The sequence below is a fragment of the Mycobacteroides sp. PCS013 genome (assembly GCF_049532645.1).
Lineage (GTDB): Bacteria > Actinomycetota > Actinomycetes > Mycobacteriales > Mycobacteriaceae > Mycobacterium > Mycobacterium gwanakae.
In genome coordinates, this window is sequence record NZ_CP150131.1 from 2,849,480 (window position 1) to 2,875,400 (window position 25,921).

At 65.7% G+C, this 25,921-nt stretch carries 21 protein-coding genes; 13 read left to right on the forward strand and 8 right to left on the reverse strand.

The annotated features are described in order from the left end of the window. Positions 1–13: 13 nt before the first annotated feature. The 3 genes from RHO23_RS14125 (at position 14) to RHO23_RS14135 (ending at position 2,866) form a co-directional block, all read left to right on the forward strand. On the forward strand, positions 14–1,813 hold the full coding sequence (locus RHO23_RS14125) for an acetyl/propionyl/methylcrotonyl-CoA carboxylase subunit alpha (protein ID WP_057964461.1): 1,800 nt from the start codon (positions 14–16) through the stop codon (positions 1,811–1,813). Between the two features lie 84 nt (positions 1,814–1,897). Then, entirely contained in the window at positions 1,898–2,224 is a 327-nt protein-coding gene (locus tag RHO23_RS14130; RefSeq protein ID WP_057964462.1) for a hypothetical protein, read from the forward strand. Between the two features lie 51 nt (positions 2,225–2,275). Further along, entirely contained in the window at positions 2,276–2,866 is a 591-nt protein-coding gene (locus RHO23_RS14135; protein WP_423487969.1) for an NADPH-dependent FMN reductase, read from the forward strand. Position 2,867: 1 nt separating this feature from the next. On the opposite strand, the gene lat is transcribed toward RHO23_RS14135, so the two are convergent. Together lat and RHO23_RS14145 are read right to left on the reverse strand one after the other, a co-directional pair. After that, positions 2,868–4,172, reverse strand: coding sequence for an L-lysine 6-transaminase (gene lat / locus RHO23_RS14140; RefSeq protein WP_423489237.1), 1,305 nt, complete (start codon positions 4,170–4,172; stop codon positions 2,868–2,870). A gap of 125 nt (positions 4,173–4,297) precedes the next feature. Next, positions 4,298–4,774 carry an Lrp/AsnC family transcriptional regulator gene (locus tag RHO23_RS14145; protein WP_057964465.1) on the reverse strand — a complete coding sequence of 159 codons (477 nt, stop codon included), beginning with the start codon at positions 4,772–4,774 and terminating at the stop codon, positions 4,298–4,300. A gap of 90 nt (positions 4,775–4,864) precedes the next feature. Between RHO23_RS14145 and RHO23_RS14150 the strand changes: the two genes are divergently transcribed. Together RHO23_RS14150 and RHO23_RS14155 are read left to right on the forward strand one after the other, a co-directional pair. Then, on the forward strand, positions 4,865–6,172 hold the full coding sequence (locus RHO23_RS14150; protein WP_423487970.1) for a 2-oxoadipate dioxygenase/decarboxylase family protein: 1,308 nt from the start codon (positions 4,865–4,867) through the stop codon (positions 6,170–6,172). Further along, the gene (locus tag RHO23_RS14155) at positions 6,169–7,728 is read left to right on the forward strand and encodes an aldehyde dehydrogenase family protein (RefSeq protein ID WP_070920800.1); all 1,560 of its coding nucleotides are present in this window, start codon (positions 6,169–6,171) and stop codon (positions 7,726–7,728) included. The genes RHO23_RS14150 and RHO23_RS14155 overlap by 4 nt, the downstream gene beginning before the upstream one ends. 9 nt (positions 7,729–7,737) lie before the next feature. Here the strand turns inward: RHO23_RS14155 and RHO23_RS14160 are convergent, their stop codons facing one another. Beyond that, positions 7,738–9,129, reverse strand: a complete 1,392-nt coding sequence (locus RHO23_RS14160; RefSeq protein ID WP_057968604.1) for an SDR family oxidoreductase — start codon at positions 9,127–9,129, stop codon at positions 7,738–7,740. Positions 9,130–9,280: 151 nt separating this feature from the next. Here RHO23_RS14160 and RHO23_RS14165 point away from each other — a divergent pair, with 151 nt between their 5' ends. From RHO23_RS14165 to RHO23_RS14185, 5 genes are all read left to right on the forward strand, one after another. Then, a complete protein-coding gene (locus RHO23_RS14165; RefSeq protein ID WP_030096853.1) occupies positions 9,281–9,961 on the forward strand; it encodes a TetR/AcrR family transcriptional regulator in 681 nt (226 codons plus the stop codon). 90 nt (positions 9,962–10,051) lie between these two features. After that, positions 10,052–14,599, forward strand: coding sequence for an ATP-dependent helicase (locus RHO23_RS14170; protein ID WP_423487971.1), 4,548 nt, complete (start codon positions 10,052–10,054; stop codon positions 14,597–14,599). A 10-nt stretch (positions 14,600–14,609) separates the two neighbouring features. Next, positions 14,610–14,999, forward strand: a complete 390-nt coding sequence (locus RHO23_RS14175; RefSeq protein ID WP_070915247.1) for a VOC family protein — start codon at positions 14,610–14,612, stop codon at positions 14,997–14,999. Next, positions 14,996–15,598, forward strand: coding sequence for a pyridoxamine 5'-phosphate oxidase family protein (locus RHO23_RS14180; protein WP_423487972.1), 603 nt, complete (start codon positions 14,996–14,998; stop codon positions 15,596–15,598). Before RHO23_RS14175 ends, RHO23_RS14180 begins: the two co-directional genes overlap by 4 nt. Beyond that, positions 15,595–16,266 carry a hypothetical protein gene (locus RHO23_RS14185; RefSeq protein ID WP_217339206.1) on the forward strand — a complete coding sequence of 224 codons (672 nt, stop codon included), beginning with the start codon at positions 15,595–15,597 and terminating at the stop codon, positions 16,264–16,266. The genes RHO23_RS14180 and RHO23_RS14185 overlap by 4 nt, the downstream gene beginning before the upstream one ends. Here RHO23_RS14185 and RHO23_RS14190 read toward each other — a convergent pair. The 3 genes from RHO23_RS14190 to RHO23_RS14200 form a co-directional block, all read right to left on the reverse strand. Next, positions 16,255–17,109 carry a pseudouridine synthase gene (locus RHO23_RS14190; RefSeq protein ID WP_423489238.1) on the reverse strand — a complete coding sequence of 285 codons (855 nt, stop codon included), beginning with the start codon at positions 17,107–17,109 and terminating at the stop codon, positions 16,255–16,257. The two genes, RHO23_RS14185 and RHO23_RS14190, sit on opposite strands and share 12 nt — an antisense overlap. A 60-nt stretch (positions 17,110–17,169) precedes the next feature. Next, positions 17,170–18,936 carry a glycerol-3-phosphate dehydrogenase/oxidase gene (locus RHO23_RS14195; RefSeq protein ID WP_030096847.1) on the reverse strand — a complete coding sequence of 589 codons (1,767 nt, stop codon included), beginning with the start codon at positions 18,934–18,936 and terminating at the stop codon, positions 17,170–17,172. Positions 18,937–19,051: 115 nt separating this feature from the next. Further along, complete coding sequence (locus tag RHO23_RS14200) at positions 19,052–20,467, reverse strand: NAD(P)H-quinone dehydrogenase (protein ID WP_044105177.1); 1,416 nt, start codon at positions 20,465–20,467, stop codon at positions 19,052–19,054. 103 nt (positions 20,468–20,570) lie between these two features. On the opposite strand from RHO23_RS14200, the gene RHO23_RS14205 reads away from it, so the two are divergent. Beyond that, complete coding sequence (locus RHO23_RS14205) at positions 20,571–21,047, forward strand: gamma-glutamylcyclotransferase (RefSeq protein ID WP_057964475.1); 477 nt, start codon at positions 20,571–20,573, stop codon at positions 21,045–21,047. On the opposite strand, the gene RHO23_RS14210 is transcribed toward RHO23_RS14205, so the two are convergent. Together RHO23_RS14210 and RHO23_RS14215 are read right to left on the reverse strand one after the other, a co-directional pair. Then, complete coding sequence (locus tag RHO23_RS14210; protein ID WP_030096844.1) at positions 21,044–22,228, reverse strand: M20 family metallopeptidase; 1,185 nt, start codon at positions 22,226–22,228, stop codon at positions 21,044–21,046. The genes RHO23_RS14205 and RHO23_RS14210 overlap by 4 nt on opposite strands. After that, a complete protein-coding gene (locus RHO23_RS14215) occupies positions 22,225–23,430 on the reverse strand; it encodes a M20 family metallopeptidase (protein ID WP_064409429.1) in 1,206 nt (401 codons plus the stop codon). Before RHO23_RS14215 ends, RHO23_RS14210 begins: the two co-directional genes overlap by 4 nt. A 3-nt stretch (positions 23,431–23,433) precedes the next feature. Here RHO23_RS14215 and RHO23_RS14220 point away from each other — a divergent pair, with 3 nt between their 5' ends. After that, on the forward strand, positions 23,434–24,306 hold the full coding sequence (locus RHO23_RS14220) for a purine-nucleoside phosphorylase (RefSeq protein ID WP_227457782.1): 873 nt from the start codon (positions 23,434–23,436) through the stop codon (positions 24,304–24,306). Further along, positions 24,303–25,916 carry a phospho-sugar mutase gene (locus RHO23_RS14225; protein ID WP_064409431.1) on the forward strand — a complete coding sequence of 538 codons (1,614 nt, stop codon included), beginning with the start codon at positions 24,303–24,305 and terminating at the stop codon, positions 25,914–25,916. Before RHO23_RS14220 ends, RHO23_RS14225 begins: the two co-directional genes overlap by 4 nt. Positions 25,917–25,921: the final 5 nt, after the last annotated feature.

Genomic DNA, 25,921 nt, shown 5'->3' on the forward strand with positions numbered 1-25,921 from the left:
AACAGGAGGCCCGGTGCCCAATCACGCCAGCTCGAAGATCAGCAAGGTACTCGTCGCCAACCGCGGCGAGATTGCCGTTCGGGTGATCCGCGCGGCGAAGGACGCCGGCCTGGGCAGCGTCGCGATCTACGCCGAGCCCGACGCCGACGCGCCCCACGTTCACCTCGCCGACGAGGCCTTCGGCATCGGCGGTAACACCGCCGCCGAGTCCTACCTGGATTTCGGCAAGATCCTGGAGGCCGCCGAGAAGTCCGGCGCCAACGCTGTCCACCCCGGCTACGGTTTCCTCTCCGAGAATGCCGACTTCGCCCAGGCCGTCATCGACGCCGGGTTGATCTGGATCGGGCCCAGCCCGCAGTCCATCCGCGACCTCGGTGACAAGGTCACCGCCCGCCACATCGCCGCACGGGCCCAGGCCCCGCTGGTGCCCGGTACCCCGGACCCGGTGAAGGATGCCGACGAGGTCGTCGCCTTCGCCAAGGAGCACGGTCTGCCGATCGCCATCAAGGCGGCCTTCGGTGGTGGTGGCCGCGGCATGAAGGTGGCCCGCACCCTGGAAGAGGTTCCCGAGCTGTTCGAGTCCGCCACCCGTGAGGCCGTCGCCGCCTTCGGTCGTGGCGAGTGCTTCGTGGAGCGCTACCTGGACAAGCCGCGCCACGTCGAGGCGCAGGTCATCGCCGATCAGCACGGCAATGTCATCGTCGCCGGTACCCGCGACTGCTCATTGCAGCGCCGCTTCCAGAAGCTGGTCGAGGAGGCGCCCGCGCCGTTCCTGACCGACGCTCAGCGCAAGGAGATCCACGAGTCCGCCAAGCGCATCTGCAAGGAAGCCGGCTACTACGGTGCCGGCACCGTCGAGTACCTGGTCGGCCAGGACGGCCTGATCTCATTCCTCGAGGTCAACACCCGTCTGCAGGTGGAACACCCGGTCACCGAGGAGACCGCAGGCGTCGACCTGGTGCTGGAGCAGTTCAAGATCGCCAATGGCGAGGCCCTTGAGTTCACCGAGGACCCGACGCCGCGCGGCCACTCGATCGAGTTCCGCATCAACGGCGAGGACGCCGGCCGTAACTTCCTGCCCGCCCCCGGCCCGGTCAAGGTCTACGACACCCCCACCGGCCCCGGTGTGCGCCTGGACTCGGGTGTGCAGGCCGGTTCGGTGATCGGTGGACAGTTCGACTCGATGCTGGCCAAGCTGATCGTCACCGGCCGCGACCGCAACGAGGCGCTGGCCCGCTCGCGGCGTGCCCTGGCCGAGTTCAACGTCGAGGGTCTGGCCACCGTCATCCCGTTCCACCGCGCAGTGGTCTCCGATCCCGCCTTCATCGGCGACGAGGACGGCTTCACCGTGCACACCCGCTGGATCGAGACCGAGTGGGACAACACCGTCGAGCCCTTCACCGCCGACGCCGCAGAAGGCGAAGAGGACGAGGCTCTGCCCCGCCAGAAGCTGGTCGTCGAGGTCGGCGGCCGTCGCCTCGAGGTGTCGCTGCCCGGTGACATCTCGCTCGGTGGCGGAGGCGGCGGCGCCGCGAACGGTGTCATCCGCAAGAAGCCCAAGGCGCGCAAGCGCGGCGGCCACGGTGGCGGCGGCGCCACCGGTGACTCGGTGACCGCTCCGATGCAGGGCACCGTCGTCAAGGTCGCGGTCGAAGAGGGCCAGGAGGTCGAGGCCGGCGAGCTGATCGTGGTGCTGGAAGCCATGAAGATGGAGAACCCGGTCACCGCGCACAAGGCCGGCACCATCACCGGGCTCAGCGTCGAGGCAGGTGCCGCCATCACCCAGGGCACCGTGATCGCCGAGATCAAGTAGGACTGTTGTCGCCGAGCGTGAAGCTGTGGCGGGATTCTCACCGAATTGCCGCCATGGTTTCACGCTCGACGCGTTTCTAGACTCATGGAAACCATCGAGATCAATGCGGGCGCATGGTACTTGCGCGCCCTGCGGGCCGACGAACGCATGGACGATCGCCCGGCACTGACCTCACTCGGTGTCGACGATGCCGACTATGTATCCGCGCGCGCAGCCGATTGGGACTCCGATCGTCTCTACAGCTGGGCCGTCTGCGAACCGACCACCGCCGAGATGGTCGCCGAGGTACGGCTCGACCCCGCCACCGGGGGCATCGAATCGCGGGCCCGCGACGACTACCCGGGCTCGACGAGTGCCGAGCAGGAAGCCGTCGCCGCCGTGCGCCGCTTCGCCGACGCCATGCTGGCGTGACGGAAAGAAACCACTTGACCTCGAGTGCACTTTAGGTACGACGATGGGCGCGTGAACACGTCAACCACCCCGCTGCGCCTCGCCGTGATCTGCGCCAGTACGCGTGACGGTCGGTTCGGCCCCACTGTCGCGAACTGGATCGCAGAAAAGGCCCGGGATCATCCGTCGTTCCATGCCGGCTACATCGACCTCGCGGAATACCCACTTCCCCTTCACCTTTCCCGCAGACCGGGGGCCGCCGACACCGCCCATCTGGCCAAGATGACGGCACGGCTGCGCATTGCCGACGCATTTCTCGTGGTCACTCCGGAGTACAACCACAGTTTCCCCGCCCCGTTGAAGAACCTGATCGACTGGCATCACAGCGAGTGGCAGGCCAAGCCGGTCGGATTCACGTCCTACGGCGGCATGTCGGGAGGGTTGCGCGCCATCGAGCAGCTGCGCCTGGTGTTCGCCGAACTGCATGCCGTGACCACCCGTGACGTGGTCAGTTTCCACGGCGTGTGGAGCCAATTCGATGACGCCGGCCAGCTCGTCGACAGCCGCGACGCGGAAACCGCCGCCAAGACGATGCTCGATGAGCTGGCATGGTGGGGTTCCGCGTTACGGACGGCGCGGGAGCACTCCCCCTACGCCTGGTGAGCTATGCCTGGGGAGACTGCGCCAGCACCCGTGATACCGCGGCCACCGCAGCGTCGATCTCCTCGGCACTGACGATCAGCGGCGGACGGAACCGGACACTGTTCTTGCCGCTGGGCAACAGGATCACGTGCTCCTGCGACCATAGGCGCTCCACCAGATGATCGCGCTCCTGCGTGGTCGGCAGACTGAACGCACACATCAGCCCGCGGCCCCGCACGTCGCCAATCTCGCCGTGCCGCAGCGCCAGGGTCTGCAGACGGTCCAGTAGGTACTCGCCCATCCGAGCCGCATTGCCGAAAAGCCGCTGCGACTCAATCACTTCCAGGATGCGGCGAGAGCGCACCATATCGACCAGGTTTCCGCCCCAGGTGGAGTTGATGCGTGAGCTGACGGCGAAGACGTTGTCGGCGACCTCATCGACACGACCGCCCGCCATGACCCCGCACACCTGCGTCTTCTTGCCAAACGCCACGATGTCGGGAGTCACGCCCAGCTGCTGGAATGCCCACGCCGTACCGGTGAGGCCACACCCGGTCTGCACCTCGTCGAAGACGAACAGGGCGTCATTCTCGTGACACAGCGCGCGCACGGCGTGGAAGAACTCGGGGCGGAAATGATGATCTCCTCCCTCACCCTGAATCGGCTCGGCAATGAAACATGCTATGTCGTGCGGATTTTCGGCGAATACACGGCGGGCCTGTGCCAGTGCGGCAGCCTCCAGCTCTTCGATATCGGCGCCGGGGCGCAGGTACGGCGCATCGATGCGCGGCCAGTCGAACTTAGGGAACCGCGCCACCTTGTTGGGATCGGTGTTCGTCAGCGACATGGTGTAGCCACTTCGGCCGTGGAAGGCCTCGCGCAGGTGTAATACCTTGGTGCCCAACGCTGGATCGATTCCATGCGCCTCGTTCCAGCGGCTCTTCCAATCAAATGCCACCTTCAGCGCGTTCTCTACCGCCAGCGCTCCGCCGTCGACGAAGAACAGGTGCGGTAGCGCCGGGTCCCCGAGCACGCGCGCGAAAGTGTCGACGAACCGGGCCATCTCGACGGTGTAGATATCCGAATTGCTCGGCTTGTTGATGGCAGCCCGGGTCAGTTCGGCACGGAACTCGCCGTCCTCGGCGAGCATCGGGTGGTTCATCCCCAGCGCCGACGACGCGAAGAAGGTGAACATGTCGAGGTAAGTGGTCCCGTCGCGCGCATCCACCAGATGCGCCCCACGCGAACGCTCCAGGTCGAGCACGAGGTCCATTCCGTCGGCCAGAATGCTGCGCCGCAGCACCTCATGCACCCGATCCGGTGTCACCGGGTCCGGACGCGTTGCCTCGTCATCGGTCGTGGAGCCTACGTGGGCCCCCGGGAACATGAGTGCGGTCATAGGACCCACATTAACGGAGTATTTACGACTTCTCTACATCAAGACAAGAATATTTACGGCACTAGCTGGCGCCCATCGTAAAAAGTTTGTAAGATGATGGTGCTTCGCGTGCGAACATTGGCTGTGGTGCGGATCAGCTGCAGCAGCTCCTCGAGCGCACGCGGCGAGGGCACTCGCACCAGGAGGATGTAGCTTTCCTCGCCCGCCACCGAGTGGCACGACTCGATGGCGTCAATGTGCTCAAGCCGTGCCGGAGCATCATCGGGTTGCGAAGGATCGAGAGGGGTGATTGCCACGAACGCCGAGAGCAGTTGGCCCACCGACTCCGGATTGACCCTGGCCGCATATCCGGTGAGAACACCGCGAGATTCCAGCCGCCGCACACGAGTTTGCACCGCCGAGATCGACAGCCCGGCCTTTGCCGCCAGATGCGCCAGGGTCGCGCGGCCATCGCGAGCCAACTCGCGCACCAGAATTCGGTCGACGTCATCAAGCGGACGCTCGGGCGTTCTCTCGGAATCCGCAGTCACGGGGGCAGAGTACCGCGACCACGGACCACAAGGAACGAACTTGCGCAGGCCAATCACGTCAACTGTGAGAACAACTACAGGACACATTCGATGACCGATCTCATCCCCTGCTGGGAACTGCGCGCAGGTTTCGCGGCAGCGCTGTCCCGGATGTATGGGACGGAAGTTCCCGCGTACAACACGCTGGTCGATGTCAGCACCGAGGTTAACCAGACTTACGCCACAACACATCCGGATGCCGAACGGCTCGGCTCGATTGAGCGCGTGACCGCCGAGCGCCACGGTGCGATCCGGGTGGGCAGCCCGCGAGAACTCGCCGCCGTCGCCGACCTGTTCGAAGCGTTCGGAATGTATCCCGTTGACTTCTACGACTTGCGGGACGCCGCGTCGCCGGTGCCCGTGGTCTCGACGGCATTTCGGCCCATCGATGAAAAAGAGTTGGCACTCAACCCCTTCCGAGTGTTCACCTCCATGCTTGCGACCGCCGACCGCCGGTTCTTCGATGCGGAACTACGCACGCGCGTGGATCACTTCGTACGGCGGCGAGAGCTGTTCGATCCGGCGCTGCTGGCCCACGCGCGGCTGATCAGCGCTGCGGGTGGAGCCACCCCGGCGCAGGCCGAGGACTTCATTCGCGAAGCGGTGAAGTCGTTCGCACTGTCCACCGCCCCCATCGATCGGGCCTGGTATGACGAGCTTTCCGCGGTCTCACCGGTCGCCGCGGACATCGCCGGCGTGGGCGGCACACACATCAACCATCTGACACCGCGTGTGCTCGACATCGACGACCTCTACCGGCGGATGACGGCACGCGGCATCACCATGATCGACGCGATCCAGGGGCCACCACGCTGGCATGGACCCGATGTTCTCCTGCGGCAGACCTCATTCCGGGCACTGGCCGAGCCACGCCGTTTCCTCATGCCCGACGGCACGGTGACCAGCGACACGCTGCGGGTCCGGTTCGGCGAAGTCGAGGCACGGGGCATAGCCCTCACCCCCACGGGCCGCACTCGCTACGACGCCGCGATGATCGCCATCGACACCGCACAGGCAGATCCCGAACGGGCCGCGTCTATTTGGGCCGATCACTTTCCCGATACCGAGGCCGGTCTGGCCGAGCAGGAGCTCGCATACTTCCGCACGGACGTCGGCGCCGACGGTGAGATCGTGCGCCGCCCCATCGTGTACGAGGATTTCCTGCCGCGTTCGGCCGCTGGGATATTCCGGTCCAATCTCGACGACGACGGCACATACGGGGATAGTGCCGACGACTACGCCGCCGACTACTCGAAGGATTGGATGTCGGGCGCCATAGGGCGGGACATCCACGATCCGTACGCGCTCTACGCCGCCATCGCCGCACAATCTGACCTCACGATAGGAGCCGATCGATGACCACCACACTGCCTACCTCATCCCCCGGGGTGCTGCCGTCCGCCGACGAGTTGCGCGCGCGGGCCCAGAACGCGCTGCGCTGGATCGGCGCGGACGTAGAACTGAGCACGGATGCGGGAAGCGAGGGCGGCGTCACGGTGCGTACCCCCATCACCGGCGACACGCTGTTCACGCTCGCGGCCAGCTCGGCGGAGGACGTCGATAGCGCCATCACCGAAGCTGCCCAGGCATTTTCACAATGGCGCACCACCCCGGCGCCCGTGCGCGGTGCATTGGTGGCCCGTCTCGGCGAGCTGCTGACGGAGCACAAGAAGGATCTCGCCGAATTGGTGACCATCGAGGCCGGAAAGATTGTCTCGGAGGCACTCGGCGAGGTCCAGGAGATGATCGACATCTGCCAATTCGCGGTCGGACTGTCCCGGCAGCTCTATGGCAAGACGATGGCCTCCGAGCGTGCCGGGCATCGACTCATGGAGTCCTGGCATCCACTGGGCGTGGTCGGAGTCATTTCCGCGTTCAACTTCCCGGTGGCTGTGTGGTCATGGAACACCGCGATCGCCCTTGTCTGCGGCGACACCGTGGTGTGGAAGCCATCCGAGTTGACACCACTGACTGCCGTTGCCTGCCAGGCACTCTTGGACCGGGCCGCCGCCGACGTGGGGGCGCCGCCGGAGGTGAGCCGACTGATCCAGGGCGGCCGTGAGGTCGGCGAACAACTCGTCGACGATCCACGCGTCGCGTTGGTGAGTGCGACAGGGTCGGTGCGGATGGGCCAACAGGTGGGCCCGCGGGTGGCTGCCCGCTTCGGCCGGTCGCTGCTCGAGTTGGGCGGTAACAACGCAGCCATCGTGACGCCCTCGGCGGATCTGGATCTTGCGGTGCGCGGAATCGTGTTCTCGGCCGCGGGCACCGCGGGCCAGCGCTGTACCACCCTGCGGCGGTTGATCGTTCACCACTCTGTCGCTGATGCGCTGGTCGAACGCATCGTCAACGCCTACGGCCAGCTTCCGGTAGGCGATCCATTCAGCGAGCAGACCCTGATAGGCCCACTGATCAACGAGAAGTCGTTCCGCGATATGCAGGACGCACTGGAAACCGCCCGCGCGCAGGGCGGAACGGTCATCGGCGGCGAACGTCGCGATCTGGGTGACGGCGCTTACTACGTCACCCCCGCCGTGGTGCGGATGCCTGAACAAGGTGACGTCGTACACCGGGAGACCTTCGCCCCGATTCTGTACGTGCTCGGCTACGACACCCTCGACGAGGCGATCGCACTGAACAACGCAGTGCCCCAGGGCCTTTCCTCGGCGATCTTCACCCTGGACATGCGCGAGGCCGAGCGTTTCCTGGCCGCCGACGGATCCGACTGTGGAATCGCTAACGTCAACATCGGCACCTCGGGCGCCGAGATCGGCGGAGCGTTCGGCGGAGAGAAGGAGACGGGCGGTGGCCGCGAGTCCGGCTCCGACTCATGGAAGGCATACATGCGGCGTGCCACGAACACCGTCAACTACTCCACCGAGCTGCCGTTGGCTCAGGGCGTGCACTTCGGCTAGTCGGACGGGCTACCAGGGGTGCGGCTGGAAGTCCTTCAGGAAGCAGCCGTAGAGATCGACGCCGCGCTCGCCCTGCACAATGGGGTCGTAAACCCGGGCCGCACCGTCCACCAGATCCAGCGGCGCACGAAACCCTTCTTGCGCCAGACGCATCTTGCTGGTGTGTGGACGCTCATCGGTGATCCAGCCGGTGTCGACCGCAGTCATCAGGATGCCCTCGGAAAACAGTTCACCCGCACTGGTCCTGGTCAGCATGTTCAACGCGGCCTTGGCCATGTTCGTGTGCGGATGCCCCGGCCCCTTGTAACCCCGCGAGAAGTTGCCCTCCATCGCGGATACGTTCACCACGTACTTGCGCCGGGCCGTCGAGGCACGCATTGCGGGCCGCAGCCGTGACAACAGAATGAACGGCGCCACGCTGTTACACAGTTGCACCTCAAGCAGTTCCAGCGGGTCAATCTGGTCGACCGTCTGCACCCAGCTGTTGGTGTCGACGAGGTCGGGCAACAGCCCACCGGCGTCGACGGCGGTGCCGTCGACAATCCGGTCCGGGGTGGCCGAACCTGCCGTCAAGGCCAACGACACCAGCGAGTGTGCGGCGGCTTCGGAACCCTCTCCCAGCGCCAGAGTATGGGGATGTAACTCGCTGGAATCTCCCATCGCCGTAATCGGGACACGTGCAGCGGCGCCGCTGAGAGGCGCCTGTTCTGCGTCAACCAAGGACGTGTAGGAGCCCGGGCTGCGGCGGACCGTCTGGGCGGCATTGTTGATCAGAATGTCCAACGGTCCCTGCGCGGCAACTTCATCGGCGAAACGAGCCACCTGGGCGGGGTCACGCAGGTCGATGCCCACAATGCTCAGCCGGTCGAGCCAACTCGCGGCATCGGGCAGCTGGGCGAATCTGCGCGCCGCGTCCCGCGGGAATCGGGTAGTGATCGTGAGGCTGGCACCGTCGCGCAACAACATCAGGGCGATGTACATCCCGATCTTGGCACGGCCACCGGTCAGCACGGCCCGTCGCCCGGTCAGGTCCGTGCGCTGATCACGCCGGGACCTGTTGGCAGGCGCACAATCCGGACACAGCTGGTGGTGGAACGCATCGATCTCTGTGTATCTGACCTTGCAGATGTAGCAATGCTGGGGACGCCGCAGCGTCCCGACCGCGTCCCCACCACGCAGCGGCAGGCCGGCCGTCTCGTCATCGATCCGATCGGCCGATCCGGTCGCGGTGGCCCCGATCACCGCACGGTCGGCTTCCAGCTCCGCCTGGCGCGCCTGGCGGCGGCGCTGCCTCTTGAGAATTTTGAACAGCTTCGCGACGCCGCGTTGCACGGCAATCGAATCGGGATGATCGGGTGCAAGCGCGGCGGCCTGATCCAGGACACGCCCAAAGATGGCCATGTCCTCGGGGTCGATGTGCTTAGCCACCGACGCAGTGTAGTTAGAGGGCCAGCAGTTCTCGTAATAGCAGATCTGATGAAGCCCGTCCGCCCCTCGTCCGTGCGCACCGATCGGGCCAACCACGACCCTGCTGCCTAGTAAAATCTGCTGGATGACCGACGACTCCGATGCAGTTCGCCCGAGCGGCTCATCGCCCCGTCGGCGGCTCACCCCTGAGGACCGGCGTGCCGAGCTACTGGAGTTCGGTACACAACTATTCGGCGAACGTCACTATGACGACGTCCGCATGGACGAGGTAGCTGAGCAGGCGGGTGTGTCACGAGCGCTGCTGTACCGCTACTTTCCCGACAAGCGCTCCTTCTACACCGCGGTGATGCAGGCTGAGTACGACAGGCTCTACGACGCCACCATCTCGCTGGATATGGATCCGACTCTTTCCGGTTTCGAGCGGCTCCGGCGGACTCTTCTGGTGTACCTGCACTACCAGGAGGAGCATCCCTACGCGCCGGTGACCGTGTTCCGCATGATCGATTCTGCCGATCCCACCGTCGCAGCGATAGAGCAGCAGGAATACGACAAGCAGACCGATCGCATCATGGCCGTCGTCGAGCATGTCGCCGGCGACGAATTAACCCCGGATCTCGTCACCGCCCTGCGCGTGGTCATCCGGGCCTGGCTGACCTTCAACCAGGAACTAGCACGTCAACGGGCCATCAATCCTGATCTGGACGTCGACTGGCTGGCCGATACCTCCGCGCACGCCATGATCGACGCCGTCCGGCGGGTACCGAACATCCCGAAAGCAGTGGTGGACCTCATGGGTGCCGATTAGATCCCCAAAGTCGGCCCCCGCAAGCGGGAGGTACCCCCATCGCTCCCGCCCGCCGGAAAAATTGTCGGCCCCTGTTGGCACGATGGTCCGATGAGCAGCGAGTCCGGTCCACTCGCCCGGTTCTCGGCACCTACCCGGGAATGGTTCGCCGAATCATTCCCGGCTCCCACCCAGGCGCAGTCCGGTGCGTGGCAGTCCATCGCCAAGGGCGAGAACACCCTCGTCATCGCCCCTACCGGGTCCGGCAAAACCCTCGCGGCGTTTCTGTGGGCCATCGACACCCTGGCCGGCGCCAACCCCGAGCTGAATATCGCCGCCGGCGCGGCTCCGGCCCGGCGCGGAACCCGGGTCCTTTACATCTCACCGCTCAAGGCGCTCGCCGTCGATGTCGAGCGGAACCTGCGTGCCCCCCTTGCCGGGATTGCCCGCACCGCACAGCGGATGGGCCTGGCCGAGCCATCCATCACTATCGGGGTGCGCTCGGGCGACACCCCCGCGCAACGCCGCCGCGCGCTGATCTCCTCTCCCCCGGACATCCTCATCACCACCCCGGAGTCACTGTTCCTGATGCTGACCTCCGCCGCACGCGAGACATTGGAAACGGTCACCACCGTCATCGTGGACGAGGTCCACGCGGTGGCCGGAACCAAACGCGGTGCGCACCTTGCGCTCTCGCTTGAACGGCTGGACAATCGTCTTTCCCGGCCAGCACAGCGAATTGGCCTGTCGGCGACGGTGAAACCCGCGGCTGAGGTCGCCCGCTTCCTGTCCGGTCGCGCCCCGGCCAACGTCGTCGCCCCCGCCAGCCCGAAGACCTTCGACCTGTCGGTGGTGGTGCCCGTTTCGGATATGAGCGCCCCAGACACCTACCCCGACGCCGAGGCCTCCAACGCGGGCACCAACACGATTTGGCCACATGTCGAGCAGCGCATCGTCGACCTCATCGAGGCGCACCGCTCGAGCATCGTCTTTGCCAACTCGCGTCGCCTCGCCGAGCGGCTCACCGCCCGGTTCAACGAGATTCACGCTGAGCGCCTGGGGGTGGATCTCACCCCGGTGGCCAATCCCGGCGTACCAGGAGGGCCCCCGGCGCACATCATGGGCAGTGGGCAGACCTACGGTGCCGCACCCTTGCTGGCCCGGGCTCATCATGGCTCGGTCAGCAAGGAGCAGCGCGCGAACATCGAAGAGGACCTCAAGACCGGCCGACTCAGATGCGTAGTGGCCACCAGCAGCCTCGAACTCGGAATCGATATGGGCGCCGTGGATCTGGTAGTTCAGGTGGAGGCGCCACCGTCGGTGGCCAGCGGACTGCAACGCATCGGCAGGGCCGGACACCAAGTCGGCGAGATCTCCAGAGGTGTTCTTTTCCCGAAGCACCGCACCGATCTGCTGGGCTGCGCGGTCACGGTGCGGCGCATGCTCGACGGTGATATCGAAACCCTGCAGGTACCCGCCAATCCGCTGGACATCCTGGCGCAACACACCGTGGCCGCATGTGCACTGGATCCGCTGGACGTCGAGACCTGGTTCGACGTGGTCAGACGCAGCGCCTCCTTCACCTCCCTGCCGCGCAGTGCGTTTGACGCCGTGCTCGATTTACTCAGCGGCAAGTACCCGTCCACCGATTTCGCCGAGTTGCGTCCGCGCGTCGTCTACGACAGAGACGCGGGAACGCTCACCGGACGGCCCGGCGCGCAACGGCTGGCAGTCACGTCCGGGGGCGCCATTCCCGATCGCGGCCTGTTCACGGTGTACATGTATGCCGGCGCCGAGGGCGAGAAGCCATCACGGGTAGGCGAACTCGACGAGGAAATGGTGTACGAGTCACGCCCGGGGGACGTCATCTCCTTAGGGGCCACCAGCTGGCGCATCACCGAGATCACCCACGAACGGGTGATCGTGGTCCCGGCCTTCGGCCAACCGGGCAGGTTGCCGTTCTGGCGCGGCGACGCGGTAGGGCGGGCCGCCGAGCTGGGCATGGCACTGGGACACCTGACCGGCGAGCTGGCCGCAGCCGATGACGCCGAATTCGATAAACGTTGTGCCGATATGGGATTCGATGACTTTGCGATCGGCAATCTACGAAAGCTGCTCACCGACCAGCTGCAGTCCACCGGCGCCGTCCCTACCGACACCACACTGATCGTCGAGAGATTCCGCGATGAACTCGGCGACTGGCGCATCGTGCTGCACTCGCCGTACGGACTGCGGGTCAACGGCCCATTGGCGCTGGCCGTCGCCGATCGGCTCCAACAGCGCTACGGGGTCAGCGAGTCACCCACAGCCACCGACGACGGGATCGTGGTCCGACTGCCCGATACCGATGACAGTCCACCCGGGGCAAGCCTTTTCGTCTTCGACGCCGCCGAGATCGAGGCGATCGTGACGCGGGAGGTCGGCGGTTCGGCACTCTTCGCGGCCCGGTTCCGCGAATGCGCCGCGCGCGCTCTGCTCCTTCCACGCCGAACTCCCGGGCGCCGATCACCACTGTGGCAGCAACGCCAGCGCGCCGCGCAACTGCTCGATGTCGCACGCAAGCACTCCGATTTCCCGATGGTGCTTGAGGCGTTACGCGAATGCCTGCAGGACGTTTACGACATAGGAACCCTGGTGCGGTTGATGTCGAGTATCGAGCAGCGCCGGATCCGGATCGTCGAGGTACAGACCGAGGTACCTTCTCCCTTCGCGGCGGCACAACTGTTCAGCTATATCGGCGGATTCATGTACGACGAGGACCGCCCCCTGGCCGAGCGACGTGCCGCTGCTCTCTCGCTGGACACTGGTCTGCTCGCCGAGCTCATGGGACGGGTGGAACTGCGCGAGCTGCTCGACCCGGCGGTCATCGAGACGACCGAGAAACAACTGCAGCACCTCGCCGAGGAACGCAAGGCCCGCGACGCCGAGGGCCTCGCCGATCTGTTCCGCCTCTTGGGCCCCATCACCACCGAAGAGGTCAGCGCCCGCTGCTCCGGCGAGGGGGCCGATTGGCTGCGCGAGCTCGTCGCCGCGCACCGGGTGATCGAGACCCACTACGGGCAGCGTGCCTGGTGGGCGGCCGTCGAGGATGCGGCACGGCTGCGTGACGCGCTCGGGGTGCCGGTACCGCCGGGTGTGCCTGCGGCCTTCACCGACGCGACGGCCGATCCGCTCGGGGAGCTGCTGGGCCGATACGCCAGGACACACGGCCCATTCACCACCGGGCAGGCCGCCGAACGCTTTGGTATTGGTATTCGTGTCGCCTCCGATGCCTTGGCGGCACTGGCCGCACGCGGCCAGTTGGTACGTGGCGAATTCACCTCCGAAGCAACAGATTCTGAACAGTGGTGCGATGCCGAGGTCCTGCGGATCCTGCGCCGACGGTCCCTGGCTGCGCTGCGCGCGCAGGTGGAGCCCGTTAGCACATCGGCATTCGCACGGTTTCTGCCCGATTGGCAGTACCTCGATTCCAGCCTGCGCGGCGTCGACGGAGTCGCCACCGTCATCGACCAGCTGGCCGGGGTGCCGATACCCGCATCCGCATGGGAGCCACTGATTCTGGCGCGCCGGGTCCGCGATTACTCGCCCCAGATGCTCGATGAGCTGCTTGCCTCCGGAGAGGCGGTGTGGTCTGGACACGGCTCGATCACCGCGCAGGACGGCTGGATCGCCTTGCATCCGAGCGAGGTCGCACCGGCCACACTGGCCACACCGGATTCGGTGGTTCTGGACGAGGCACACCGCGCGATTCTCGATGGCCTCGCCGCCGGCGGTGGATTCTTTTTCCGCCAGTTCGGCGACGGGGCGACACGCGCGGCGTTATGGGATCTGGTGTGGGCGGGACGGGTGACGGGTGACACCTTTGCGCCGCTGCGAGCGCTCCTGGGCACCGCCGCCACATCGCGTACGACGCACCGAAACCGGCGAGCTCCGAGGCTGCGTGCGTACACACCAATCCCCACCGCAGCACCGGTCGATCCCGCGGTCGCCGGCCGGTGGTCATTGCTCCCGGAGAGGCTTGCCGACGGGACTGAACGTTCGCACACACAGGCCGAGTTGCTGCTCGGGCGGTACGGCGTGGTGACCAAGGGCAGCGTCGTCGCCGAGGGAGTCGCGGGCGGTTTCGCCTGGCTGTACAAGGTGTTGTCGACGTTCGAGGACAACGGGCGCTGTCGCCGGGGCTATTTCGTCGAATCACTGGGGGGTGCGCAGTTCGCTTCTCCCTCGACCGTCGACAGGCTGCGCGAATACCTCGACACGGTCGACGACGAACGCACGCCGCAGCGGGCGACGGTGCTGGCGGCAACCGACCCCGCCAATCCGTATGGCGCGGCTCTGGTGTGGCCACGGGCCGCGTCCGATTCCGGTCATCGACCGGGCCGCAAGGCCGGGGCGCTCGTGGCGCTCGTCGATGGCCATCTGGTGCTGTACATCGAAAGGGGCGGCAAGTCGCTGCTCAGTTTCGTGACCGATCCCACGATGCTGCACGCCGCGGCGTTGGGCACGATGGATTTGGTACGCGCCGGTGGGCTCGATGGTCTAGTAGTCGAAAAAATCGATGGCAGATCGGTTTTCGACATCGGAGAGTCCGCGGTGAGCACGGCGTTACTGGAAGCCGGTTTCGGGCGGACGCCGAAGGGACTGAGAGTGCGCCGATGAGGAGACAGCAATGAAGGTGACACGGTTTGACCACGTGGTGATCAACTGCACCGACGTGGACACCACTGCGGCCTGGTATCAGCGCGTCCTCGGCATGACTCGGGAGACTTTCGGCCCCGCCGGCCGCACGGCTCTGACATTCGGCGCTCAGAAGATCAACCTGCGGCCAGTCACGGCAACCCAGGAGGAGTGGTTCACCGGCCTGGCCGCGGCGGCCGGCTCCGATGATCTGTGCTTCATCACCGACGTTTCTCCCGCCGAGGTTCGTGAGCATCTCGCGTCATGTGGGATAGATATCGAACAGGGGCCGGTGACCAAGATCGGTGCGCTGGGCGCGATGACCTCGCACTACTGCAGGGACCCCGACGGAAACCTCATCGAGATCGCGGTATACCCATGAGCAACAACCACTATCACTACATCGCCTTCGGCACGGATGCGATCGAGCGTCAGCGAGTCAACGGCAGCTACGTCGCCTACGGCACACACCTGGAACGCCCGGATGACGGCCCCGACGATCTGGGATCACGGGAGTTACGGATGATCGCCGAGGCGACCCAATTCTGTCTGGGCACCGTGACCCCGACGGGGTGGCCCTATCTGCAATACCGCAGCGGCCCGGCGGGATTCGTGCGTCATCTCGGCGGCAACACGGTGCGGTTCGTCGATCTTCCGGGCAATAACCAGTTCGTGACCCTCGGAAACCTCGCCGCCGACAATCGGCTGACGATGTTCTTCGTCGACTACCCGCGCAAGCAGCGCCTCAAGGTTTTTGGCCGCGGCACCGTGCACGACGACACCCGTCGCGAGATCGAAGTGACCGTGGAGGCATTCGACTGGAACTGTTCGCGCAGCATCATTCCCCGCTATGACCAGCAGTACCTGTCCGATCTCGGCAAGGCCTATCAGGAGAAGGCCGCCGCCAGGGAGGCCGAGCTCACCGCCGAAATCGAGCGACTACGCGCACGGGTAGCCGACCTTGAAGCCACACCCCAGTGACCCCTCTCGCCGCTGATCGGGTGCTGCGGACCCACGCGACACGGTTCAAGCATTGGCTACAGGAGTATCCCGGCAACGAGATCGGATATCCGCACTGGAAACACGTCGAAGCCCATTTCTCCGAGCTACTCGTCACCGGCGGTGTCGGCCGGCTCAACCAGGACGAGCTGACGGCCCTGCTTTACCTCATCGCTAGGGGCTGGGACATCGGCCGGATGATCGCGTGGCTGTCGAACACACCCACCTTGTCCAACCTCGGCGACCTTGAGCGAGAAGACTTCCTGATACTCGCCCGGCTGGCCGCAACCATCGAGGGCACCGAATACGACGACGCGCGATACCAATTCGCGGCTTCCATCCGAAAGTTGGGGCCGCTCAACGCAGATACCGAATCCGTTCTGCTGGCCTTCTACGACAGCACCGATGAGTACACCAAACGCCTAGCGCTCATCTCCCTGGCACAGGGTGGATATCCCGGCATCCGGGCGCTGATCGAAAAATCCTGGCGCACGATCGAGGAAGAACATCACAAGATCGGCTGCTTGGAATGTCTGAGCGAGTACGTCGGTGACGAGACGCTACTGCGCGAGTACCTGGACAAGGCCAGAGATCTACCGGGCCGCTATCTGCGGGACTACGCCGAACATCTCCGCGCGTCACTGCCCTAGAGTCCTCGTCGACTCGTACCGGACGTCCTTGCCCGTCAACGGGTCACGAAACGCCAAAGAGCGCGCCAGGAGTTGCAACGGATGCGCGAAATCGTCCGACGCCACCTCGCGCACCTGCGGATACAGCGGATCGTTGACGATCGGGATGCCTAGGCTGTTCAGATGGACCCGCAGCTGATGGGTCTGGCCGGTGCTCGGAGTCAGGCGATATCTGCCTGTCGGACCATCGTGATCGACCAGCTCGATATGGGTCTCGGCGTTCGCCGGCCCCGGCTCCTCGACCGCCTGAAGGATGCTGCGCCGCTTGATGATCCTGCTCCGCAACGTGACCGGCAGAGCCACTCCGGGATCGACGGGCGCCAAAGCCTCATAGGTCTTGGCGACCTGCCGCTGCGCAAAGAGCGATTGATACGCGGATCGGACCTCGCGGCGCACCGTGAACAGGAGCACCCCCGCGGTGAGCCGGTCCAGGCGATGCGCGGGTGCCAGTTCCGGCAGGTCCAGCGTCCTGCGCAGACGTACCAGCGCTGTCTCGGCGACATGCCGCCCGCGCGGCATCGTTGACAGGAAATGCGGCTTGTCGACCACCAGAACGTTTTCGTCCCAGTGCAATATGTCGACGGCGAAGGGTACGGGAACCTCCACGGCCAGGTCGCGATACGTGTACACCACCGATCCCGAGCGCAGGCGCGTATCCGTGGTGATCGGCGCACCCGCGGCGTCGACAACCTCGCCACGGCTCACCTTGCCGGCGGCGTCCGAACCGAATCGGGATACCAGCTCGTCAACCACTCGCCCATCTTCTCGCAAGCGGATTCGCACCGGCCCCAAGCCGTCTCGCACCGGTAGAGGCGGCTCAGGAGCCCTTCTTCTGGGGCTCACCAGCGCAACCTATATCGCGTCTTACTTGGACGGCGACAATACGTCGGTCACCGGCTCGACGATGAACGACCGCGCCTCGGGTGCGGCCACCCGCAATGCATCCGCCGACGCATCGTCGGGCTGACGTTGCGAACGTACCTCCGCGTCGACCCGCGCACGGTAGGTATCCACCTCGCGCACAATGTCTTCCGCGGACCAGCCAAGCACCGGAGCCACCAGCTCGGCGACCTCCTGGGCGCAGTCGACACCACGATGCGGGTACTCGATGGCAATGCGCATACGCCGCGCGAGGATGTCCTCCAGGTGCAGGGCACCCTCGGCCGCCACCGCGTAGAGCGCCTCGACCTTCAAATACATCGGCGCCTTCGCGATCGGCTGCAACAGGCTGTGATCCGATCCCGCACAAGCCAGCACCTCGCCGATCAGCGAACCGTATCGGTCCAACAGGTGCCGTACCCGGTAGGGATGCAGACCGTAGGTCTCCCCGACGTGTTCTGTCTGATTGATCAGCGCGAAGTATCCGTCGGCGCCCAGCAGCGGCACCTTCTCGGTAATCGAGGGCGCCACCCGCGCCGGCACGAATTCGCTTGCCATGTCAATGGCATCGGAGGCCATCACGCGATACGTCGTGTACTTGCCACCGGCGATGGCCACCAGCCCCGGAGCGGCGACCGCCACGGCGTGCTCGCGGGACAGTTTCGACGTGTCGTCATCCTCCCCTGCCAGCAGCGGCCGCAATCCCGCGTAGACGCCATCGATATCGTTGTGCGTCAACGGTGTTGCCAACACCGTGTTCACCTTGTCCAGGATGTAGTCGATATCGACTTTGGTGGCTGCCGGGTGCGCCAGGTCGAGATTCCATTCGGTGTCGGTGGTCCCGATGATCCAGTGGTTACCCCACGGGATGACGAACAGCACCGACTTTTCGGTCCGCAGGATGATCGCCACCTCGCTGACGATTCTGTCCCGTGGCACCACGATGTGCACACCCTTGGACGCGGTCACCCGGAACCGGCCACGAGTGCGCGACAGCGCCTGAATCTCGTCGGTCCACACCCCGGTCGCATTGACGACGACATGCCCGCGAACCTCGGTTTCGGCACCGTTCTCGGTGTCCCGCACCACCACACCGGTGACGCGATCACCCTCACGAAGCAGCGAGACCACCTGAGTGGATGTCCTGACCACGGCCCCGTAGTGCGCCGCCGTCCGGGCCACATTCATGGTGTGCCGAGCATCATCGACCACGGTGTCGTAGTAGCGGATACCGCCGATGAGCGAGTTGCGCTTCAGTCCGGGCGCCAGCCTCAGCGCGCCGGCGCGGGTGAGATGTTTCTGGGCGGGAACAGATTTCGCGCCACCCATCTGGTCATACAAGAAAATCCCGGCGGCAATGTAGGGACGTTCCCACCACCGATTGGTCAACGGGAACAAGAACGGCAGCGGCTTGACCAGATGAGGCGCCAATGTCGAGAGCGATAACTCTCGCTCGCGCAATGCCTCCTGAACCAACCCGAATTCGAGCTGCTCAAGGTAGCGCAGGCCGCCGTGGAACATCTTCGAGGAGCGGCTCGATGTCCCGGCGGCGAAGTCACGCGCCTCGACCAACGCCACCTTCAGCCCGCGAGTGGCGGCATCCAGAGCCGATCCGGCGCCAACCACACCGCCGCCGATCACGATGACATCGAACTGCTCGGATCCCAGGCGCTCCCAGTTCAGCGAACGGGCCTGTGGTCCAAGGAACGTGTATGTGGGTCCACCCGCCGATGGGCTGGTTGCGTCACTCACGACTGCTCCCTTCCACGCCCATTACTGGGCCCCGGAGTCCTTCCAGAAACCCACGTTACCGGCCGGTAGCGCTCTCGTCTGTGATGTGTGCCGCTGTGGCGCATATCGTCCGAGGTCAGTCCAGGTCATCGTGGGCGATCAGCTGGCGCGCCGCCTCCGTTACCGAACCGGACAGCGACGGGTACACCGACAAGGTCTGCGCCAGGTCGTTCACCGACAGCAGGTTCTGCACCGCGATCGCGATGGGCAGGATCAGCTCGGAGGCATTCGAGGCCACCACGACACCGCCGATCACCACACCGGTGGCCGGACGGCAGAAGATCTTCACGAAACCGCGCTTGAGGCCCGACATCTTGGCCCGGGGGTTGGTGTTCAAGGGCAGCGTGACCGTCCGCGCCGGAATCTCACCATTGTCGATGGCTGCCTGGGACACCCCCACCGCAGCGATCTCCGGGCGGGTAAACACCGCAGCAGCAACGGTTTTCAACCTGATGGGCTGTACCGCATCGCCAAGGGCGTGATACATGGCAATGCGGCCCTGCATGGCAGCCACCGAGGCCAGCGGAAGCAGACCCGTGCAGTCGCCCGCGGCGTAAATGCCTGCCACCGAGGTGCGCGACACCCGGTCCACGGTCAGATAGCCGCCGGAGCCGAGGCTGATCCCGACGCGCTCGAGGCCCAGGCCCGCGGTGTTGGGAATCGACCCCACGGTCATGAGCACATGGCTGCCGTCGACCGCCCTGCCGTCGGCCATCGCCACGCGGACACCTGTCTCGGTCCGGGTCACCGCATCGGCGCGGGCATTCTTGATGAGCGTCACACCGCGCTCGGCCAGCGTGTCCTCCAGGACCAGGGCGGCTTCCTCGTCCTCGTGCGGCAGCACACGGTCCCGGCTGGCCACCACCGTCACCTGAACTCCCAGCTCGGTGTAGGCGTGGACAAACTCCGCACCCGTGACACCCGATCCGACCACGATCAGGTGTTCGGGCAATTCCTCCAGGTCGTAGAGCTGACGCCAGGTGAGGATCCGTTCACCGTCGGGACGCGCATGGGACAACACCCGCGGGCTGGCGCCGGTGGCGATGAGCACCACATCGGCCTCCAGAATGGTGCTGCTTCCGTCCGCGGCGGTGGCCTTGACCCGGTGATATGCCATTCCGACCACGTGATCGACCAGCTCGGCACGTCCAGAGATCAGCCGTACCCCGGCGTTGCGCAGCCGCGCGGCGATATCGGCCGACTGCTCGGCGGCAAGGCGCTTCACACGGTTGTGGATCTGCGGGAGCGAGATCTTGGCGTGCTCCACGTCGATGTCAAAGCCCAGGTTGGGGGCGCGCCGCAGGTCGGTACGCACACCCGTGGACGCGATGAACGTCTTGGACGGCACGCAATCGAAGAGCACGCAGGCGCCACCGATGCCGTCCGAGTCGATCACCGTGACCTCGGTGGTGCTTCGCTCATGGGCCGCGGCCACGAGCGCCGCTTCGTATCCCGCTGGTCCTCCACCAATGATCACGATGCGCGTCGCCACGGCATCAAACCTACAAGGACCGAACCGACCCGGCTTGCCACGATGGGGAACTTGCCACCATCCCTGCCGTCATCTACAACACAGGACCACTAGGCTTGCCCCCGTGCCGCTCTACGCCGCCTACGGCTCCAACATGCATCCCGAGCAGATGTTGCAGCGCGCGCCGCACTCCCCCATGGCGGGCACCGGCTGGCTGCACGGCTGGCGGCTGACCTTCGGCGGCGAGGACATCGGCTGGGAGGGCGCGCTGGCCACCGTCGTGCAAGACCCCCACTCGAAGGTCTTCGTTGTGCTCTACGACATGACCGGGGCCGACGAGAAGAACCTTGATCGCTGGGAAGGTTCCGAACTCGGCATCCATACCAAGATTCGCTGCCGGATCGACCGCGAGTCTTCCGACACGACCATCGACCCGGTATTGGCCTGGCTCTACGTCGTCAATGCCTACGAGGGCGGACTACCGTCGGCCCGATACCTGGGCGTGATGGCCGACGCGGCGGAAATCGCAGGCGCGCCAGAGGATTACGTGCACGGTCTACGCACCCGCGCGTCACGCAATATCGGCCCCGGAACGAGCTAGACGGAACCCTGCGCGGCACTCTGTTCGACGAGGTTCACCAGCGTCCGCACACCGACGCCCAGAGCCCGTTCATCGATATCGAAGTTCGGTTGGTGGATATCGAGCTGCGGGCCCGATCCTGACCACACCCCCAGCCGCGCCATCGCACCGGGCACCTCCTCCAAGTACCAGGAGAAGTCCTCGCCACCGCCGGACTGCGTGGTCTCCGCGAGTGCATCCAGCCCGATGTCCTCGATGGCCCGCACGAAGATATGCGTCGAGTCGGACTCGTTGATGACGGGTGGAACACCACGCCGGTAGTTGAGGGTGTAGTCGATACGCAGCGGGGCCAGCAGTCCCTCGATCACGTCGCGGACGGTGTCCTCCAGGGTGATCCACACATCCCGGCTACCGGTACGCACCGTGCCCGCCAGCGAGCCGATCTGCGGAATGGCGTTGGCCGCCTGCCCTGCGTTGACGGCTCCCCACACCATGACGGTGCCGGCGCGCGGATCGATCCGGCGACTCAACATGCCCGGCAATCCGGTGATGACGGTGCCGAGCCCATACACCAGGTCGGCCGTCAGATGCGGCCGCGAAGTATGCCCTCCCGGAGAATGCAGCGTGACCTCGACGGTGTCCGCGGCCGAGGTGATGGCCCCCGCGCGGATTGCCACCTTGCCCACCTCCAGGCGCGGATCACAGTGCAGCGCAAAAATTCTCGTCACACCGGCCATCGCCCCGGTGGCCACCACGTCGATGGCGCCGCCCGGCATGACCTCTTCGGCGGGCTGGAAGATGAGCCGCACGCCCGAGGGCAGCGAGGGAGCCGAATTCAAGGCCATGGCCGCACCCAGCAGGATGGCGGTGTGTGCGTCATGCCCGCAGGCATGCGCGACATTGGGCACCGTCGAGGAGTAGGGCGCGCCGGTGCGTTCCTGCATCGGCAGGGCATCCATATCCGCGCGCAATGCCACCCGCGGACCGTCCTCGGGCCCGAAGTCGCAGGTGATTCCCGTCCCGCCGGGCAGCACCTTCGGGTTGAGTCCGGCCTCGGCCAGCCGCGCGGCCACGTACTCGGTGGTGGCGTGCTCCTGGCGCGCCAGTTCGGGATGCGCGTGAATGTGGCGCCGCCACCGGATCAGCGTCTCGGAATTCTCCGCGAGCCAACGCTCCGCGACGGCGGACAGGGATTCGCTCACACCGTCACCGTCCTGCGCGCCAGCCGATCCAGCACCCTGGATCGCTCCGTCTCATTCTCAGCAAGCCGTATCACGGTGCGCGCCAACATCTTCGCTCCTTCAACCACAGCCCGGTCGGCGCCCGGTTCCCGGGCCGCCTTTTCGAAATCGGGCTGATGAATGACCGCTCCGCCCGAATCGATGCCGATGACCGGGTGGATACCGGGCAGCACTTGCGTCACGTTGCCCATATCGGTGCTGCCCAGGGGCACCGCTGCCTCGAACTCGGCGGGCACCGGCGTGCGGCCGAAGGACTCCATCTCCTCGCGGAACACTCCGACCAGCCAGGGATCGGGCGTCAGCTCCAGGTATGGCGGCGACGACTCGACCAGTTCATGGCTGCATCCGGTGGCCACCGCACCAGCGGCGAAGCAGGCGTACACCTTCTCCTCCAGTTCACGCAGGGACGACGATTCGACGGCGCGCATCGTGTACTGCATCGCCGCACGAGCCGGAATGATGTTGGCCGCTTCTCCCCCCTCCGTGACGATGCCGTGGATCAGCTGTCCGGGTGACAGATGCTGACGCAACAGACCGATCGAGACCTGAGCCACCGTCACCGCATCGGCGGCGTTGATTCCCAGGTGCGGCGCGACCGCCGCGTGTGATTCCTTGCCGTGATAGGTGACCATCACGTCGGTCAGCGCGAGTGACCGCGCTCCGGCGATATCGATCGGCCCGGGGTGCAACATCACCGCGGCCGCGATGTCGTCGAAAGCACCCGCCTTGAGCAGAAGTGCCTTGCCGCCCCCGTATTCCTCCGCTGGAGTGCCGATAACCACCACGGTGAGTCCGAGTGCGTCGGCAACTTCGGCGAGCGCCAGCCCGGTGCCCACCGCGGAGGCGGCGATGATGTTGTGCCCGCACGCATGTCCGATGCCGGGCAGAGCGTCGTACTCGGCGCAAACACCGATGACCAGCGGACCGTCCCCGAAGGTGGCACGGAATGCGGTGTTCAACCCGCCTTGACCGGTCACGATCTCGAATCCGCGCTCGGCTAGCAGCCGCTGGGTTTTCACAGCACTGCGAACCTCGTGGAAGGCCAGCTCAGGTTCGCCGTGAATATCGTGCGATAACGCCACCAGATCCGTTGCCGCGGCGTCCACGACCGTGCAAGCGGCCTGGGCATGCGCGGCGGACGACGCTCCGGTGCTCAAGGGCATTAGATGAGTATCCCATCATGGTTAGGCTGCGTAGCTGTGACCGATGAGCCACTTGGGCGAAGAGGCAACAGCACCGACGAGACTCCGGCCGGCGAGGCAGCGCGCGCCGCGGCGGAGATCGCCGCGCGCACCAGCGTCGCGTCCCACCCCGTCGCGGTGGTTCTCGGGTCCGGCTGGGCTCCGGCGGCCGCGGCGCTCGGCACCCCCGCCACCACGATCCCGATGGCAGACCTGCCCGGATTCAGCCCGCCGAGCGCTGCCGGACACGGCGGATCGGTGCTGTCGGTACCCATTGGCGACAGCGGCGAGCGGATGCTGGTCCTGCTGGGCCGGATCCACGCGTATGAGGGTCACGACCTGCGCCACGTCGTGCACCCGGTGCGCACCGCCTGCGCCGCCGGTGCGCGCACCATCGTGCTCACCAACGCCGCCGGAGGATTGCGCGACGAGTACACGGTGGGTCAGCCGGTGCTGATCAGCGACCACCTCAACCTCACGGCCCGCTCACCGTTGGTGGGTGCGCAGTTCGTCGACCTCGTCGATGCGTACACACCGCGATTACGGGCACTCGCACGGGAAATCGATGACAGCCTCGCCGAGGGGGTGTACGCGGGCCTTCCCGGTCCGCACTATGAAACCCCCGCGGAGATCCGGATGCTGCGCACGTTGGGGGCGGACCTGGTGGGCATGTCGACGGTGCACGAGACGATCGCGGCCCGCGCGGCCGGTGCCGAGGTGCTGGGGGTGTCACTGGTGACCAACCTTGCGGCCGGCATGACGGGAGAGTCTCTCAACCATGACGAGGTACTGGCCGCCGGGCGCGCGTCGGCCACTCGCATGGGCCAACTTCTCAGCTCGGTGATTGGCCGGTTATGACCGTCGCGGCGCAGACGATCCAGGACTGGATCGACCATGACCCCGACCCCGAGACGGCAGCCGAGCTACGCGCCTGCTCCGAGGAGGAGCTCGCGCAACGATTCTCGGAGCCATTGGTGTTCGGCACGGCGGGCCTGCGCGGCGCCGTCCGGGGCGGCCCGAACGGCATGAACCTGGCGGTGGTGTTGCGCACCACCTACGCACTGGCCAAAGTCCTCAAGGATCGGTGCCTCGGCGGCTCGACCGTGGTGGTGGGTCGCGATGCGCGACACGGATCCGAGCAGTTCGCACAGGGTGCGGCGGAAGTCCTTGCCGCCGAGGGGTTCAAGGTCGTACTGCTCCCCCGCCCGCTGCCCACTCCGGTGCTGGCATTCGCGGTACGGCATCTGGATGCGGCGGCAGGCATTCAGATCACCGCATCCCACAACCCTCCCGCCGACAATGGCTACAAGGTGTACTGGTCGGGGGGAGCTCAGATCATCTCCCCAACCGATCGTGATATCGAATCAACAACAAAGGCAGCCCCTTTCGCTGATCAGATTCCCCGCACCCCCGTCACCCCCGCCGATGACACCTTGGTGGATGCTTACGTCCAGCGTGCCGCCACGGTGCGGCGGGGCTCCGGCGGTGTCCGCATCGCCCTCACCGCATTGCACGGAGTCGGCGGCGCCACCGCCGTGGCCGTGCTGAATGCCGCGGGTATCACCGATATTCATGTGGTGGACGAGCAGTTCCAGCCGGATCCGGACTTTCCGACGGTCGCTTTTCCGAATCCCGAAGAGCCGGGAGCCGCGGACGCGGTACTGACCCGGGCCGCCGAGATCGATGCGGATCTGGCCATCGCGCTGGACCCGGACGCCGACCGCTGTGCCATCGGAATTCCCACCACGACCGGTTGGCGCATGCTGTCCGGCGATGAAACCGGTTGGCTGCTTGGTGATTACATCCTCTCAACGCAGCCACCATCGCCCACTCCGCCGGTGGTGGCGAGCACGGTGGTCTCGTCCCGCATGCTCGCGCGCATCGCGGCATCCCTCGGCGCACGGCATGTGGAAACCCTCACCGGCTTCAAATGGCTTGTCCGAGCGGCAGATTTTGACCTGGTCTACGCGTACGAGGAAGCCATTGGGCATTGCGTCGATCCGGCCGCCGTGCGGGACAAGGACGGTATCTCCGCGGCGGTGCTCGCATGCGACCTCGTGACACATCTGCGTGAGCTCGGATCGAGTGTGGAGGAAAAGCTCGAGAACCTGGCGATCAGGCACGGTATCCATGTCACCTCGCAGGTCTCGTTGCGCATGGACTCTCTCGCCGACATCACGGCGATGATGACGCGCCTGCGGGCGAACCTGCCCACCGCGCTGTCCGGGTTCCCAATCACCGTCGAAGACCTACTGGAACGACGGGGTCAGCAGCGCACCGACGCGGTGATACTTTCCGGAGAGATCGGCGGGTCGTCCATCCGGCTGGTTATCCGCCCCTCGGGAACCGAACCAAAGGTCAAGTGCTACATCGAGGTCCGCGAGCCGGTCATCACCGATGCGACCGTCGCGCGGATCTGGGCGGCCGTGGTGGTCTCCGAGCTGGAGGCGTACGCCCGCAACATCTGACTCGA